Genomic DNA, 15,080 nt, shown 5'->3' on the forward strand with positions numbered 1-15,080 from the left:
CAGGACGCAAAGCCTCGCACCCGTTCTAGAGTTTGCCGAGGTTGAGTCGCGCAGCTTCAGCGCGGGCGCGTTCGGCAGCGGTGGCTCGGGTGTAGCGGATGAGCATGTCGGTGCGGGTCCAGCCGGCCATGGCCATGAGTCCAGATTCCGAGCCGCCGGCGGCGAGCCAGCGGTGGGCGGCGGTGTGGCGGAGCTTGTGGGGGTGAAAGCCGGTGATCTCGGCGAGTGTGGCGCGGCGGCGCAGGGCTTTGCTGAGGCCGTCGTAGCCGAACCGGGTGCCGCGGGCGCCGAGCCAGAGGGTCGGAACGTCGGCCGAGGGGTGCTGCAGCCGCAGGTCGAAGTAGGCGTGGAGGGCGCGGGTGGTGGCGGGGCCGACGGGGATGACGCGGCCTCGGCCGCCCTTGCCGTGCCGGATGGTGATCCGGCCGCCGGGGAGGTCGAGGTCGTCGGTGTGCAGGGCGGTGACCTCGCCGATGCGGATGCCGGTCTCGAGCATGAGCCGGATGATGGCCTCGTCGCGGCGGTGGTGGAAGGTCTCGTCGGTGCGGAAGGTGGGGTGGGTGCAGGTGCGGATCAGGGCGCGCAGCTCGTCGTCGCTCAGCGGCGTGACCAGCTTCTGCCGGTGGACGGGTCCTTTCATGCCGGCGAACGGGTCGGCGGGCAGGGTCCCGGTTGCGATGGCCCAGAGGGTGAAGCGCCGGACGGCCTGGTGCCGGGTCCGGACGGTCCCGGGCGTGTTGCCGCGCTGGAGGAGGTGGACCATCCAGGTCTGCAGCGACGTCCGGACCATCGGGGCGAGGCCAGTGGTCTGGCACCAGGCTAGGTAGCGCCGGGCCCCCTCGGCGTAGAGCTTGATCGTTCCGGCGGCCTTGTTCTCGGCGCGCATGGCGAGCTGCCACTCGGGGATCAGAGCTGCGAGGCCGGCAGCACTCGGCTCGAGGGTGCTCGTCCCGACAGCGGGGGCTTCGCTCGGAGCCGGGACGCTCGAGGTGGCCGTGGCGGTGAACTGGATGCGAGGGGGCTGCATGCGGGGTGTGGTCATGACCGCAGGCGAACACCCGCACTCCCCCGCTAGGTCACCCAGATCAGCCAGATCGCCTAGCTCAGCCAGCTCAGCCTGCGGAGAGCGGTCCTGCTGTGCCGGGCAGCAGAGGCAGTGTCCGACTTTCGCGGCCGTTTGTGGACAGCTGATCAAGTCTCTAAATGCTTTCAGGCTCGGAATCCGTAGATTCCGAGCCTGAAACTTTGTAGCGGGGGCAGGATTTGAACCTGCGACCTCTGGGTTATGAGCCCAGCGAGCTACCGAGCTGCTCCACCCCGCGTCGGTGAACACAACATTACAGACCGGCCCGGGGCGCGCCAAATCGGGGTCGGCCGAGCCCGTCAGGACGACGGGCTGGCCGACTCCGAGGAGCTGGGCTCGGTGCTGGGGGTCTCGGACGCGCCGGGCGTGCTGGACCCGCCCGAGCCGCCCGAGTTCTCCGGCAGCTGGTCGGACAGGGCGAGCGCCTGCTCGACGAGCTTCTTGCCGCGTTCCATCTCCTTGGCCCACTTCACCGAGTTCCCGTTGCGCTGGGCGGCGTCGGCGGCCTGGAAGGCCGCGTCGGCGGCCTGGAGCTTCGCGGTGATCTGCTCCCGGATCGTGCCGGTCTGGCCTCCGTTGTTGCCGTTCCCGTTCCCGTTGTTCCCGTTGTTGCCGGAGCCGCTGTTGTCGCCGCCGCCGGTGCTCGAGCCGCTGCCGCCGAGCGCGTCGTCGAGCGCCTGGGTGAAGGTCGAGCCGATGCCGACCTCGCCGCCGTACGAGACGAGCACGTAGGTGAGGACCGGGTAGCTGCCGGTGGTGCCGATGCGGGACGCGTAGACCGGCTCGACGTAGATGAGGCCACCGTCGACCGGGAGCGTCAGCAGGTTGCCGTACTGCGGTGGGTTGCCGCTGTTCTGGTAGGGCAGCAGCTCGTCGCGCACGTCCGGGTCGTTGGAGAAGTCGTTGGCGACCTGACCGGGTCCGGGCGTCTGCCCGTCGGTCATCTTGAGGACCTTGATCTTGCCGTAGTTGTCGTTGTCCGTGGCGTCGGAGTCGACCGACACGAACGCGGCGAGGTTGCTCTTGCCGTAGGGCACGAAGTTGGAGGTCAGCGACCACACGTCCGACGGGTCGGTCGCCTCGGTGCTGGTCCCGCCCTCCTTGTTCACGAAGAGCCGGTACGGCGGCTGCAGGTGCCGGTCCACCGAGTTCGGGTCCTCGGGGACCTCCCACCGGTCGTTGCCCTGGTAGAAGTCGCCCGGGTCGGTCACGTGGTAGCGCGCGTACTGGTAGCGCTGCGCCTTGAACATGTCCTCGGGGTAGCGGAAGTGACTGAGCAGGTCGGTCGGGATCTCCGACTTCGGCGTCACCGTGCCGGGGAACGCGCCCTCCCAAGCCTTGAGGATCGGGTCCTGGTCGTCCCACTCGTAGAGCGTCACGGTGCCGTCGTAGGCGTCCACGGTCGCCTTCACCGCGTTGCGCACGTAGTTGACCTCGTCGGTCGGCAGCGTGCGGAGCCCGCTGGTGTCCTGCAGCGAGTCGTCGGTCATCGTCGCGAAGGACTCCCGCTGCGAGCTCGGGTAGCGGTCGGTCGTCGTGTAGCCGTCCAGGATCCAGACGATCTTGTGGTCGACGATCGCCGGGTAGGCGTCGCCGTCGATGGTCAGCCACGGCGCGACCTTCTCGACCGCGTCGCGCGGGTTGCGGTTGTAGAGGACCTTGCTGTTGGCGTTGACCCGCTCGGAGAGCAGGAAGTTGGGCTCGCCGAACTTCACGGCGTACATGAGCTTGTTGAAGAAGCTGCCGACCGGCACGCCGCCCTTGCCCTCGTACGTCGTCCGGGTCGTGGCGCCCGTGCCGGCGGTGGAGGAGGAGTCGTCGCTGCTCTGGTCGTCGGACGGCTTCTCCGCCGCGGTCGACGCGTCGAGGTCGAGGTCGAGCTCGACGTCCGCGGCGTCGGTGCTGGCCTTGCCCACGATCGAGTAGTCCGGGCTGTCCTCGCCGTAGTAGACCTGGGTCTCGTAGTCGCCGGTCGCGCTGCGCAGCGACCGCTGCTTGGCGTTGAGGCCCTCCGCCCACGCCGTCGCCTCGTCGTTGCCGCCGCTGTTGACCTCCGCGCCGTCGTCGGCCGGCCGCTGGTTGCCGTAGGCGGCGATGATGCCGTTGCCGTGGGTGTAGACGGTGTGCAGGTTGGACCAGTTCTTGCTGTTGCTGCTGATGTTGTCCTGGTCGAGCTCGCGCACGCCGAGCACCACTGCCCGGTCGGTGCCGTCGACGTCGTAGCGGTCTACGTCGAGGACCGGCGCGACCGAGTAGTAGGCGAGGCCCTGCTGCTGCTGCTGGAAGGTCTTGTTGACCAGCTGCGGGTCGACCAGCGGCACCGACTTGGTCTGGGAGAGCACGCTCGCCCAGGCGTCGTTGCTGCTCGTGTCGTCGGAGTAGTCCTCGGTCGTCACGTCACCGAGGTCGTACGCCGCCCGCGTGGCGTCGATGTTCGCCTGGATGTACGGCGCCTCCTTGTCCGCCTCCGACGGCTTGACCTGGAACTGCTGGACGATGCCCGGCCAGATCAGGCCGAGCAGGATCGCCGAGACCGCGAGCAGCGCGAGGCCGACCGACGGGAGCAGCCAGGTGCGGCGCCACACGTTCACGAAGAAGAGGACCGCGCAGATGATCGAGATGCCGAGCAGGATGTTCTTCGCCGGCAGCACCGCGTGGTCGTCGGTGTAGGTCATGCCGGTGATGAGCGGACCCGACTGGTGCACGAGGTCGAAGCGGTCGAGCCAGTAGTCGCCGGCCTTGGCGAGGACGAAGAGGCCGAGGAGCACCGACAGCTGGGCCTGCGCGGCGCCGGAGAGCCGGTCGCGCGTGGCCTGCAGCCGGATCCCGCCGTAGAGGTAGTGCACGATCGCGGCCGCGATCAGCGCGATCACCAGGGCGGCCATGGCGAAGTCCACGAGGTAGTGGAGCCACGGCAGGTCGAAGACGTAGAAGCCGATGTCCTTGTGGAAGTAGGCGTCATCGGTGCCGAAGTCGCCGCCGTTGCGCCACAGGAGGTAGTCGCGCCACTCCCCGATCGCCGAGCTGCCGGCGAAGGCGCCCATCGCGACCGAGATGCCGACCAGCAGCCAGGTGCGGATCGGGGTGATCGCGTCGCGGTAGCGGTCCAGGCCGTTCTGCTCGGGCGAGTTGGGCCGGAAGAACGGCCGGAAGCGGTAGGCCAGGTAGACGTTGACGCCGACCACGACCGCCATCAGCGCGCCGAAGACCAGGAAGAGTCCGGTCTTGGTCCAGAAGAGGGTGCTGAAGACGTTGGAGTAGCCGCCGTACTTGTACCAGAGCCGGTCGGTGTAGATGTTGGCGAAGGTCGAGAGGCCGAGGAAGGCCAGCACGAGCACCACCGCGGTGATGATCAGGGCCCGCGACCGCCGGGAGCCCGACCGTGGCGGCGGGGTGTCGCGCGGGTCCTCGTCGAACAGCTCACTCATGCCAGGTCTCTCCTACCTGTCCTGCGGTCCGGCTCACGTGCCCTGCTCCGGCTCGTCCTCGAGCGTCGCGCTCAGCAGCTCCAGCAGCCCCGGGACGAGCTCCGCGCCGCCGACGACCGACTGGTCGTCGTCGTGCGCGCGCAGCCGCAGGGCGCAGTACGTCGCGCCGGCGCGCGTCACGCCGGCCACGATCCGGACCTCCTGCCGGTCCGGGTGCTCGCGCGCGAACTCCTCGGCCGACGCCGGGTCCTCGGGGATGTGCTGGTCGGCGTCCGGCGGCAGCACGAGCCGCTCGACGACGGCCGCGCAGCCGACCACCTCGGCCGGCCAGCTGATCGACTGGAGCGCGACCTCGAGCGGCCGCTCGGGCGCGAGCTGGTCCTGCTCGATCGGGGTCAGCGACCCCTCGGCCGAGCTGTCGTCGAGCCCCATCGCGGCGGCCAGGGCCGGCTCGGCCGCGGCGAGCGCGCGGGTGTCGACCAGCGCGTAGAGCCGGGCCGGCTGGTCCCAGCCGGACGCGGCGATGTGGCTCTCGATCTCCAGGACCGCGGCGGCCAGCGCCGGGTCGACGTCGTCGAAGCCGGGCAGCTCGGGCTCGTACTCGCTCATCGCTGGTCCCTCACGAGTCCTCGCAGCTCGGCAGGTCGGCGTTCGGGTCGGCCACCCACTTCTCGACCGACTCGCGCGCGTCGTGCATGGTCGTGGCCTTCACCAGGCGCATGTCGCCGTTGGGGGCGCCCAGCGCCTCGTCGCAGTTCTCGGCCGGCACCAGGAAGAGCTCGGCGCCGGCGTTGCGGGCCCCGACGATCTTCTGCTGGATGCCGCCGATCGAGCCGACGTGGCCCGCGGCGTCCATCGTGCCGGTGCCGGCGATGGTCTTGCCGCCGGTCAGCGACCCCGGCGTCAGGGTGTCGTAGATGCCGAGGGAGAACATCAGCCCCGCGCTCGGGCCGCCGATGGTCGGGTCGATCCCGACGGTGACGTCGAAGGGGAACTTCGTGGTCTGGGTGCCGACCTGCACCCCCACTTGCGGGTGCCCGTCGACCTGCTCGGGCGTCACGTCGACCTTCTCGGTCTCGTCGTCGCGGCGTACGACGAGGTGCAGCGTCTCGCCGGCCGGCGCGCCCTGCACGGCCACCACGACCTGGTCGGCGTTGGCGACCTGCTCGCCGTCGACCTTGGTGATCACGTCGCCCTTCTCGAGCGCGCCGTCCGCCGGGGAGTCCTTGCTGACGTCGGCGACGACCGCCTCGGTCACGTGGTAGCCGAGGTCGGTCAGCGCGGCCGCGGTCGCGGCGTCCTGCGAGGAGGTCATCTCGGCCTGGCCCTCCTGCTTGTCCGACTCCTGCGTGCCGCCCTCCTGGTAGATGGCGTCGTGGGGGTAGACCGCGGCGTCGCGGCTGATCCAGTCGTGCATCAGCTCGAAGATCGTGTTGTGCGCGTCGCGCTGGGAGACATAGACCGTCGTCATCCGCAGCTCGCCGTCGTCGCGGTAGGTCTTGTGCCCCGAGACCTGGATGATCTCGTCCCCGTCGCCGTTGGTGCCGAGCACGTTGACGGTGAGCCCGGGCTCGTAGGTGACGTAGGGCAGCGACTCGAACGCGGCCGCCACCCACAGCCCGATCAGCAGCGGCACAGCCAGGAGCCCGGCGAGGGTGCGCTGCGTCATGCGGCCAAGCCTCTCAAACGCTGGCAAGCGACGGCCCGGCAGGCTCAGGACGCGCGGCGGGAGGGGCGGACGGCCACGCCGGTGCTGCGATCGCGGTCCGGTTGCGGCGCGGCGTACCCGGGCGCGGGCCGACGGCGCTTGCGGGCGTCCGGCTCGAGGGCGCCGGCGAGGCGGCGGACGGCGACCTCGCGGTCGACCTCGCCGCGACCCTCACGGCCGACCCACGCGACCCACAGCATGGCGAGCACCGCGACGACGGCCGACGGCACGAGCCAGAGCAGGATCTCCACACCGAGGAGGGTACGGACCCGGACGGCTCCCGCCGGGGAGGTCCTACGGCGTGCCCACCCATTCGTCGGAGCCGTCACTGAAGCGCTGGTGCTTCCAGATCGGCACCTCGGCCTTGAGGGTGTCGATGAGCGCCCGGGACGCGGCGAACGCATCGCCGCGGTGGGCGGCGGTCGTCGCGACGACGACAGCGATGTCGCCGATCGCGAGCGAGCCGGTGCGGTGCACGGCGGCGACGCCCTGGACGTCGTGCTCGGCGGCGACCCGCTCGCAGACCTCGCGCAGCTTGTCGAGGGCGCTCGGGTGCGCGGAGTAGTCGAGTCCGAGGACGCCCTGGCCCTGGTCGTGGTCGCGCACCCGCCCGACGAAGAGGGTCAGCCCGCCCGAGGCGTCGTCGTCGAGCGCAGCCACGACCTCGGCCACGTCGAGCGGCTCCTCACGCAGGTCCACGAGTCGTACGGCGGTCACCCGCCAGACCTTAGAAGATGCAACCGCCACCCGCGTACGGTTGAGGCATGAGCGACCAGCCCGGCTCCCCCGACGGCGGCCAGAACCCCTTCAAGGGCACGCCCTTCGAGCAGCTCTTCGGCGCACTCGGCGGCGTCGCCGGCGGCGGCCAGATGCCGGACCTCAACGCGCTCATGGGACAGCTCCAGTTCCTCATGCAGCCCCACGACGGCCCGATCAACTGGGACTTCGCCCTCGACCTGGCCCGCAAGACGGTCGCGCAGTCCCCCGACCCGTCGCCGACGGAGCGGCAGAAGAACGCCGTGGCGGACGCCGTCCGCCTGGCCGACCACTGGCTCGACGAGACCACGGGCTTCCCGTCCGGCGTCTCCTCGACGGCCGCGTGGAGCCGCGCGGAGTGGATCGTCGGCACGACCGACGTGTGGAAGGTGCTCATCGAGCCGATCGCCGAGTCGTCGGTCCAGGCCCTCGGCAGCGCGCTGCCCGACGACGCCCAGGCGATGTCCGGCCCCATCCTCGGCATCCTCGGCAAGGCCGTCGGCGGCATGCTCGCCTCCCAGATCGGCTCGGGCCTCGGGACGCTCGCCTCGGAGGTGCTCAGCGGCTCCGACATCGGCCTGCCGCTCGCGGCCCCGGGCCGGGCCGCGATCGTGACCGCCAACGTCGCGGAGTTCGCTGCCGACCTCGACGTGTCCGACGACGACGTGCTCCTCTACCTCGCCCTCCGCGAGGCCGCCCACCAGCGCCTCTTCGCGCACGTCCCGTGGCTGCGCGAGCACCTCATCGGTGCGGTCGCCGACTACGCCCGCGGCATCGAGATCAACGCCGCCGGCATGCAGGCCCGGATGGAGGAGCAGATGCGCGGCATCGACCCGACCAACCCGGAGTCGATGCAGCAGCTCCTCGAGGGCGGCCTCTTCGACCTGCCCCGCTCCCCCGACCAGGACGCCGCGCTGCAGCGCCTCGAGGTCACCCTCGCCCTCGTGGAGGGCTGGGTCGACGAGGTCGTCGGCCAGGCCACCGCCGAGCGGATGCCGAGCGCCGCCAGGCTCCAGGAGGCCTTCCGCCGCCGCCGCGCCGCGGGCGGTCCGGCCGAGCAGACCTTCGCCACCCTCGTCGGTCTCGAGCTGCGCCCCCGCCGGCTCCGCGATGCCTCGACCCTGTGGGGCTCGCTGCGCACGCGGCAGGGTGTCGAGGCCCGCGACGGCGTCTGGATGCACCCCCACCTGCTGCCCTCGGCCGCCGACCTCGACGACCCGCTCGGCTTCCGCGAGGACGCCGGCGCGCCGGAGCAGCTCAGCGACGAGGACTTCGACGCCGAGCTCAAGAAGCTCCTCGACGGCCAGTGACCAGCGAGTGAGCCTCCACGCGGACGCGCTCGCGGCCCTCGAGGCCTGGCGGGCGCCCACCGCTGCGCAGGAGGCGCTGCGCGAGCGGTACGTCGCCCACCTGCGCGCCCACGCCGACGGGCTCGACCGCTCCTGCACGCCCGACCACCTCACCGCAAGCACGCTCGTCGTCGACGGGGCCGGTCGGGAGGTGCTGCTCACCCTGCACGCCAAGGCGCAGCGGTGGTTCCAGCTCGGCGGCCACTGCGAGCCCGGTGACGAGACGCTGGCGGGTGCCGCGCTCCGCGAGGCGACCGAGGAGTCCGGGCTCGAGGGGCTGGTGCTCGACCCGGTGCCGGTGCAGCTGAGCGAGCACGCCGTCCCCTTCTGCGGTCCGTACGGCGAGGTGCACCACCTCGACGTGCGGTTCGTGGCCGTCGCGCCGGCGGGCGCCGCGCACGCGGTGAGCGAGGAGTCGCTGGACGTGCGCTGGTGGCCGGTCGGCGACCTGCCGGACCCCGAGGCGGACCTGGTCGAGCTGGTCGAGCTGGCGCGCGAGCGTCAGTCGACCGCGCCGTCGATCTCGCTCGGTGGCGGGTCGACCTTGGCGGCCGCCGACCAGCCGAGCAGGTAGCCCTTGGCCCGCTCGGCCTGCGGGTAGCGGTCGACCCAGCCCCAGAAGCGGTCGTTGTGGCTGGACTCGAAGAGGTGCGCCAGCTCGTGGACGAGCACGTAGTCGATCACCCATGACGGCATCCCCTGGAGCCGCGCGGAGAGCCGGATCGACCGGTCACCCGGCGTGCAGGAGCCCCATCGGGCCTCCTGGTTGTCGACCCACCTCACCGACTCCGGGATCGCCAGGCCGCCGAGGTAGCGGTCGCTGAGCGACGTCGCGCGCTTCAACAGGTCGTCGTCGGAGGGCTTGCGCCGCCGCTCGGACCGCTCCAGCCGCGCAAGCATGGTCTCGACCCACTCGGCCTCCTCCTTGCGGGAGAGGGAGGCGGGGATCATCACCACGACACGGTCGCCGTCGCGGTAGGCCGAGACGGTACGGCGGCGCCGCTTCGAGCGGCGTACCTCCACCTCGGGCCGGGCTGACATGACCTGAACCTAGCCGTTCGCCCAGGTCAGAAGGCGTTCCTGCGGCCACGTGTTGACGATCCGATCGGCCTCGATGCCGGCGTCCTCGGCCCGCTCGCAGCCGTAGACCTGGAAGTCGAGCTGCCCGGGCGCGTGTGCGTCGGAGTCGATCGAGAAGAGGCAGCCGATGTCGCGGGCCAGCTCGAGGAGCTTGGTGGGCGGGTCGCGACGCTCGGGCCGGGAGTTGATCTCGACCGCGGTGCCGGTCTCCGCGCACGCCTCGAAGACGGCCCTCGCGTCGAACTGCGACCCGGGGCGGGTGCCGCGGTTGCCGGTGATCAGCCGGCCGGTGCAGTGGCCGAGCACGTTGGTGAGGGGGTTGTGCACGGCCGCGACCATCCGGCGGGTCATCTGCGCGGCCTCCATCTTCAACTTCGAGTGAACGCTCGCGACGCGTACGTCGAGGCGGCGCAGCATCTCCTCGGTCTGGTCCAGCCTGCCGTCGTCGAGGATGTCGACCTCGATCCCCTTGAGCAGGGTGAAGCCGGTGCCGGAGAGATGGTCGTTGACCGCGTCGATCACGCCGAGCTGCTTGGTCAGCCGCTCGGGGCTGAGCCCGTGCGCGACCGTGAGCCGCGGCGAGTGGTCGGTGAGCACGAGGTAGTCGTGGCCGAGCTCGATGGCGGTGAAGGCCATCTCCTCGATCGGGGAGCCGCCGTCGGACCAGTCCGAGTGCGAGTGCAGGTCGCCGCGCAGCGCCGCCCGCAGCTCCGCCCCTCCGGGCGTGAGGGGTCCGCCGTGCTCGCGCTCGAGGTCGGCGAGCCGCTCCGGCACCTCGCCGCGGACGGCCGCGGCGATCACCTTCGCGGTGCTCGCGCCGACGCCGGGCAGGTCGGTGAGCGTGCCGTCCTCGACCGCCGCGGCCACCTGCTCGGCCGGGAGCGGGAGGATCGCGGCGGCGGCGTTGCGGAAGGCCTTGACCTTGTAGGTGTCGGCCCGGCTGCGCTCGAGCAGGAAGGCGATCCGCCGCAGCGCGGCCACCGGTCCCCCGTGCGAGGCACCGTCGTTCCCCTCCGACACGCCGTCCACCTCCGAATTCCTCGCGAAGTTTCTTTCCTCCACACCCGGTGGACGGCCATTCTCGCTGGTCAGCGCGGGGTACGCCGGGAGGCGTGCGGTCTCCTCCACAGGACGATCCCGCGCCCGCCGCGCGTCCTCCACCGGTGCCCGCGGTTCCCCACAGGCTTCTCCACAGAGTTTTCCACAGGTGGGGACGGCCTCCGATTGACCCTCCGCGGCGCGCGCTCCTAGCGTGGTCCGCAGATGAGGCCCCCGGCTCCGTCGACGGACACCCGCAAGGGGAAGGCAGGTGTCCCGAGGCGGGCCGGGGGCCTCCTCACTGTCCCGGGCTCATCGGCCGGTGAAGACCGGTGCGCGCCTCTCCTGGCTGGCCCGGATGCCCTCCTGCAGGTCCGCGGTCGCGAGCGTCACCGGCTGGGCCAGCGCCTCCCACTGGAGGCAGTGCTCGAGGTCGGCGTGGCCGCCGAGCAGCGCCAGCTTGGTCAGCTTGGTCGCGATCGGTGCGGTGGCCGCGATCCCTTCCGCCGCGGCCAGCACCTCGTCGTCGAACGTGGCCGGGTCCATGACCCGCGAGACCAGGCCGAGCCCGAGCGCCTCGGCGCCCTCGACGAGCCGGCCGGTGAGCAGCAGGTCCCGCGCGGCGGCCGGGCCGACCACCTCGGGCAGCAGGTAGGTGCCGGCCATGCCGGCGTGCATGCCGAGCTTGACGAACGGCAGGCCCATCCGCGCGCCGCTCGCGGCGTACCGGATGTCGCAGGCGAGCGCCATGCAGAGGCCGGCGCCGATCGCGGGACCGTTGATGGCCGCGATCGTCGGCACCTCGAGCCGCCGGATCGAGAGCCAGGCGCGGTAGAACGGCAGCATCCGGTCGCGCAGGTGGTCGACGGTCGCGTCGGGCTCGCTCGCGATCCACGACGTGTTCCCGCCCGAGCAGAAGGCCGAGCCCGCACCGGTCACCACGACGACCCGGACGGTCGGGTCGGCGGCGAGGTGGTCGACGGCGGCGACCCAGGACTCGGTCATCGCGTCGGACATGGCGTTGCGCTGGTCGGGGTTGTCGAGGACGAGGCGGGCGACACCCTCCGCGGGGCGCTCGAGGCGCAGGTGGGCGAGGTCGGGCTGGGGCTCGGGCATGGGGTCAACGTACTCACCGCCCCCGCGACGCGCCGTGAGCGGTTTCACGCCGAAACGGTGCGCCTGACGCACGCTCAGCCCCGCGTGTCGTAGGGTCTAGACGGCCCGGCGGCACCCGCTGCCGGACTTCCGACGGGACTTCCCCTGAATCCCCGTCGCGACGACCGAGAAGAGACATAGGCAAGGAGGCCGTCATGGCGGAGACCTGGAGCGGCGAGTTCTACTGCGTGAAGTGCAAGGAGAAGCGCGAGGCCGAGGGCGAGGTCAAGGTCAACGACAAGGGCACCCGGATGGCGAAGGCCGTCTGCCCGGTCTGTGGCACCAACCTCAACCGGATCCTCGGCAAGGCCTGACGCACGACGCAGCGCCCCAACGAGCTTCGACGGCGGCGCCGCCCCGGTCCCCGGACCGGGACGGCGCCGCCGTTCTCGTTCTCCGCCTGTGGATGAGCCGGCGCGGGGGCCGCTGAGCGGGTAGGTCACCCGCATGCGACGACCCACTCCCCCACGGCTGCGCCCCGGCCTGTACGTCGTCCGCCGCGACGACCGGCACCTCCAGGTCGGCCTCGACCCGCCGGCGCGGCTGGTCGTCCCGGACCGTCCCGACCTCCGCGCGCTCCTCGACGACCTCGTCGCGGGACACCCCCTCGACCTGCGCACCGGTGCGGCGCAGTGGCTGGCGCGATCGCTCGCGGCGGCGGGCCTGCTGCAGGTCGACGCACCCACGCCCCCGCGGCCGACGGTCTCGGTGGCGGGCGCGGGTCCGTTGGCCGTCGAGGCGACCCGGCTGCTGGGCGCCGCGGGCGTGCCGGTCGCCCACGGTGAGTCGGCGGGCGTCGCGCTGGTCCTCGCCGACGGCGAGCCGCCGCGCGACCTGGTCGACGACCACGTGCGCGACGGTCGCGACCACCTCGTCGTCAGCGCCGACGCCGCCGGCTACCGGGTCGGTCCCTTCGTCCGGCCCGGCGTGACCGCCTGCCTGCGCTGCGTCGACGCGCATCGCGGCGAGCGCGATCCGCGGCGGGCCGTGGTGGTCGAGCAGCTCGCCGGGCGCCCGCTGGCCGCGCCCGACCCGGCGCTGCGCGCCCTGGCCGTCTCCTGGGCGGTCCGCGACCTCCTCGGCCACCTCGACGGACGCACGCCGGCCAGCTGGTCGGCCGAGGTCGCGCTCGACGACGGACCGCTGCCGCGGCGTACGCCGTGGACCCGGCACCCGCACTGCGGCTGCACCTGGGCCGACGGACTCACCGCAACTGACCGAGCGGTAAGCAACGAGTAGGCTTCGCCGCATGACGACCTCCGGCCCGACCCGACCCCGCGCTCCCCGGGTCTCGGCCGAGCAGCGCCGCCAGGAGATCCTGGTCGCCGCGCACGAGGTCTTCGGGGCGCGGGGGCTGCACAAGGCCTCGCTCGGCGAGATCGCCGAGCGCGTCGGCATCACCCACCAGGGGATCCTCCACCACTTCGGCTCGAAGGAGCAGCTGTTCGTCGAGGTCCTCGCCTGGCGCGAGCACCTCGACGTGGCCGACTTCGAGAACCATGAGCCGCCGCGCGGCCCCGACCTGCTCCGGCACCTCGTGCGCACGGCCGCGGTCAACACCGGCCGGGTGGGCCTGGTGCAGGCCTACGTCGTCCTGTCGGCGGAGTCGGTGACCGAGGGTCACCCGGCACAGCCGTCCTTCCGCGACCGGTTCAGCGTGCTGCGCGGGCTCATCGCCGACGCCCTCGCCGCGTCGGTCCCGGCGGACCTCCATCCGCCGGAGGCCGAGGTCGACCAGGCCGCCTCGGCGATCATCGCGGTCATGGACGGACTGCAGGTCCAGTGGCTCCTGGACCCCGGCGCGGTCCGGATGCCGCCGACGGTCGCGTTCGTCATCGACAGCATCCTCGAACGCTGGGGCAGCGACGAGCGCTCCGCGTCCGCGCTCGGCTAGCACCTGCGGGCCGAGGGCGGCGCGGTAACAATTTGCCGCCGCTACTTACTTACCTGTCAGCAAGTGTGCTTAGATCTGGCCGTCCACCTCCTGTGACCGCAGTCACAAGGGCCCACCACGCCTCTCAGCACATCGCGCCGGCCGCGGCCGGACGGGAAGGGAATGCCAGATGCGCACAGCTCGTAGGCGCCGGACGGGAGCGGCCGTCGCCCTCGTCTCCACGGCGCTGCTGCTCACCGCCGCATGCGGTAGCAGCGACGACTCCGACGGCGGCGGCGGGTCCGCCGACGCCGGCTCCTGCCAGCCCGCCGGCAAGCCGGTCACGCTGACCTTCACGTCCTGGGTGCCCGGCATGCAGGCCACCGTCGACCTCTGGAACAAGAACAACCCCGACATCCAGGTCGACTACAAGGAGGTCGTCGGCGGCAACCAGGGCACCTACCAGGCGTACTCGAACCAGATCAAGGCCGGGAAGACCCCCGACGTCGGCATGATCGAGTTCGACAACCTCCCGTCGTTCCGGCTCCAGGACGGCCTCACGAACGTCGGCGGCTGCCAGCCGGTGCAGGACGCCGAGGGCAAGTACGTCGACTGGGCGATCTCGCAGACCAGCTTCGGTGAGGACGGCGCGGTCTACGGCATCCCGATGGACATCGGCCCGATGGCGATCTACTACCGCAAGGACCTCTTCGACAAGGCGGGCATCCCGGTCCCGACGACCTGGGACGAGTACTACGACGCCGCGAAGAAGATCAAGGCCGAGGGCGGCGTGATCGGCGACTTCCCCACCGACCAGCCCGCGTGGTTCACCTCCCTCGCCTGGCAGAACGGCGCGAGGTGGTTCTCCGTCGACGACGACAGCTGGACCGTCTCGCTCGACGACGACGCCACCCAGCAGGTCGCCGACTACTGGCAGAAGCTGATCGACGAGGACCTGGTCGACACCATCCCCGGCCTCGGCGACCCGCAGTGGAAGGCGCTCGACTCGGGCCAGGAGTGGTCGATCATCGGCGCCGCCTGGACCACCAAGCTGCTCGAGAGCTCGGCCCCGAAGACCGCCGGCAAGTGGGCGGTCGCCCCGATGCCGCAGTGGACCGCCGGCGACAACGCCGCCGGCAACTGGGGCGGCTCGACGGCGGTCGTCTTCAAGGACTCGAAGTACCCCTACGAGGCCTCGGAGTTCGCGACGTGGGCCTTCAGCAACCTCGACGCGCTCGCGCTCAACAACAAGAACGGCGGGCAGTACCCCGCGACCACCGAGGGCCAGGAGCAGCTCCCGGCGCTGACCGAGGGACTCCCCTACTACGGCGACCAGAAGGTCTGGGAGGTCTTCGCCCAGGCCGCGGCCGGCGTCGACCCGAGCTTCCAGTGGGGCCCGACGATGACCGACACGTACGCCGCGCTCGCGGACGGCATCGGCAAGGCCGTCAACGGGCAGGGCACCCTCGACGACGCGCTGACCGCCGCCCAGGCGAAGACCATCGAGACGATGAAGGCGCAGTCGCTCACCGTGTCCGACTGACCCGCATCCCCGACGTGCGGCCGGGCCCCCCCCCCCCCCCGCCCCGCCCGCCCCCCCCCCCCCCCC

Annotated in this window: 15 protein-coding genes and 1 tRNA gene; 6 read left to right on the plus strand and 10 right to left on the minus strand. The window is 71.8% G+C overall.

Annotation, left to right across the window (positions count from 1 at the left end):
- Positions 1-25 precede the first annotated feature (25 nt).
- From K8U61_RS21035 to K8U61_RS21065, 7 genes are all read right to left on the minus strand, one after another.
- Complete coding sequence (locus K8U61_RS21035; RefSeq protein WP_224125026.1) at positions 26-1,042, minus strand: tyrosine-type recombinase/integrase; 1,017 nt, start codon at positions 1,040-1,042, stop codon at positions 26-28.
- Positions 1,043-1,248: 206 nt separating this feature from the next.
- A tRNA-Met gene (locus K8U61_RS21040) sits at positions 1,249-1,322 on the minus strand.
- Between the two features lie 61 nt (positions 1,323-1,383).
- Positions 1,384-4,512, minus strand: a complete 3,129-nt coding sequence (locus K8U61_RS21045; protein ID WP_224125027.1) for a UPF0182 family membrane protein — start codon at positions 4,510-4,512, stop codon at positions 1,384-1,386.
- A gap of 33 nt (positions 4,513-4,545) precedes the next feature.
- Positions 4,546-5,121, minus strand: a complete 576-nt coding sequence (locus tag K8U61_RS21050) for a PPA1309 family protein (protein WP_224125028.1) — start codon at positions 5,119-5,121, stop codon at positions 4,546-4,548.
- A 10-nt stretch (positions 5,122-5,131) separates the two neighbouring features.
- Positions 5,132-6,181 (minus strand): YlbL family protein, encoded by a 1,050-nt coding sequence (locus K8U61_RS21055; protein ID WP_224125029.1) that lies wholly within the window; start codon positions 6,179-6,181, stop codon positions 5,132-5,134.
- Between the two features lie 44 nt (positions 6,182-6,225).
- Positions 6,226-6,471, minus strand: a complete 246-nt coding sequence (locus K8U61_RS21060) for a hypothetical protein (RefSeq protein WP_224125030.1) — start codon at positions 6,469-6,471, stop codon at positions 6,226-6,228.
- A gap of 43 nt (positions 6,472-6,514) precedes the next feature.
- A complete protein-coding gene (locus K8U61_RS21065) occupies positions 6,515-6,937 on the minus strand; it encodes a molybdenum cofactor biosynthesis protein MoaE (RefSeq protein ID WP_224125031.1) in 423 nt (140 codons plus the stop codon).
- 47 nt (positions 6,938-6,984) lie between these two features.
- On the opposite strand from K8U61_RS21065, the gene K8U61_RS21070 reads away from it, so the two are divergent.
- Positions 6,985-8,286, plus strand: coding sequence for a zinc-dependent metalloprotease (locus K8U61_RS21070; RefSeq protein ID WP_224125032.1), 1,302 nt, complete (start codon positions 6,985-6,987; stop codon positions 8,284-8,286).
- Between the two features lie 7 nt (positions 8,287-8,293).
- Complete coding sequence (locus tag K8U61_RS21075; protein WP_224125033.1) at positions 8,294-8,899, plus strand: NUDIX hydrolase; 606 nt, start codon at positions 8,294-8,296, stop codon at positions 8,897-8,899.
- Here K8U61_RS21075 and K8U61_RS21080 read toward each other — a convergent pair.
- The 3 genes from K8U61_RS21080 to K8U61_RS21090 form a co-directional block, all read right to left on the minus strand.
- Complete coding sequence (locus K8U61_RS21080; RefSeq protein ID WP_224125034.1) at positions 8,827-9,366, minus strand: M48 metallopeptidase family protein; 540 nt, start codon at positions 9,364-9,366, stop codon at positions 8,827-8,829. The two genes, K8U61_RS21075 and K8U61_RS21080, sit on opposite strands and share 73 nt — an antisense overlap.
- A 9-nt stretch (positions 9,367-9,375) precedes the next feature.
- Positions 9,376-10,425: a PHP domain-containing protein gene (locus tag K8U61_RS21085; protein ID WP_224125035.1), complete on the minus strand. Its 1,050-nt coding sequence runs from the start codon at positions 10,423-10,425 to the stop codon at positions 9,376-9,378.
- A 330-nt stretch (positions 10,426-10,755) separates the two neighbouring features.
- Positions 10,756-11,559, minus strand: coding sequence for an enoyl-CoA hydratase/isomerase family protein (locus K8U61_RS21090; RefSeq protein WP_224125036.1), 804 nt, complete (start codon positions 11,557-11,559; stop codon positions 10,756-10,758).
- A gap of 194 nt (positions 11,560-11,753) precedes the next feature.
- Between K8U61_RS21090 and K8U61_RS21095 the strand changes: the two genes are divergently transcribed.
- The 4 genes from K8U61_RS21095 (at position 11,754) to K8U61_RS21110 (ending at position 15,014) form a co-directional block, all read left to right on the plus strand.
- On the plus strand, positions 11,754-11,912 hold the full coding sequence (locus K8U61_RS21095; RefSeq protein ID WP_011754982.1) for a DUF5679 domain-containing protein: 159 nt from the start codon (positions 11,754-11,756) through the stop codon (positions 11,910-11,912).
- A 133-nt stretch (positions 11,913-12,045) separates the two neighbouring features.
- Positions 12,046-12,837, plus strand: coding sequence for a serine/threonine-protein kinase (locus K8U61_RS21100; RefSeq protein ID WP_224125037.1), 792 nt, complete (start codon positions 12,046-12,048; stop codon positions 12,835-12,837).
- Between the two features lie 10 nt (positions 12,838-12,847).
- Positions 12,848-13,492: a TetR/AcrR family transcriptional regulator gene (locus K8U61_RS21105; RefSeq protein WP_224125038.1), complete on the plus strand. Its 645-nt coding sequence runs from the start codon at positions 12,848-12,850 to the stop codon at positions 13,490-13,492.
- Between the two features lie 169 nt (positions 13,493-13,661).
- On the plus strand, positions 13,662-15,014 hold the full coding sequence (locus K8U61_RS21110) for an ABC transporter substrate-binding protein (protein WP_224125039.1): 1,353 nt from the start codon (positions 13,662-13,664) through the stop codon (positions 15,012-15,014).
- The last annotated feature ends 66 nt before the right edge of the window (positions 15,015-15,080 follow it).

The organism is Nocardioides mangrovi, from assembly GCF_020073815.1.
Taxonomy (GTDB): domain Bacteria; phylum Actinomycetota; class Actinomycetes; order Propionibacteriales; family Nocardioidaceae; genus Nocardioides; species Nocardioides mangrovi.

Coding starts and splice junctions, on each gene's coding strand:
- K8U61_RS21035 (WP_224125026.1), bottom strand. CDS start 1,042: ATGACCACACCCCGCATGCAGCCCCCTCGCATCCAGTTCACCGCCACG.
- K8U61_RS21045 (WP_224125027.1), bottom strand. CDS start 4,512: ATGAGTGAGCTGTTCGACGAGGACCCGCGCGACACCCCGCCGCCACGG.
- K8U61_RS21050 (WP_224125028.1), bottom strand. CDS start 5,121: ATGAGCGAGTACGAGCCCGAGCTGCCCGGCTTCGACGACGTCGACCCG.
- K8U61_RS21055 (WP_224125029.1), bottom strand. CDS start 6,181: ATGACGCAGCGCACCCTCGCCGGGCTCCTGGCTGTGCCGCTGCTGATC.
- K8U61_RS21070 (WP_224125032.1), top strand. CDS start 6,985: ATGAGCGACCAGCCCGGCTCCCCCGACGGCGGCCAGAACCCCTTCAAG.
- K8U61_RS21080 (WP_224125034.1), bottom strand. CDS start 9,366: ATGTCAGCCCGGCCCGAGGTGGAGGTACGCCGCTCGAAGCGGCGCCGC.
- K8U61_RS21090 (WP_224125036.1), bottom strand. CDS start 11,559: ATGCCCGAGCCCCAGCCCGACCTCGCCCACCTGCGCCTCGAGCGCCCC.
- K8U61_RS21095 (WP_011754982.1), top strand. CDS start 11,754: ATGGCGGAGACCTGGAGCGGCGAGTTCTACTGCGTGAAGTGCAAGGAG.
- K8U61_RS21100 (WP_224125037.1), top strand. CDS start 12,046: ATGCGACGACCCACTCCCCCACGGCTGCGCCCCGGCCTGTACGTCGTC.
- K8U61_RS21105 (WP_224125038.1), top strand. CDS start 12,848: ATGACGACCTCCGGCCCGACCCGACCCCGCGCTCCCCGGGTCTCGGCC.
- K8U61_RS21110 (WP_224125039.1), top strand. CDS start 13,662: ATGCGCACAGCTCGTAGGCGCCGGACGGGAGCGGCCGTCGCCCTCGTC.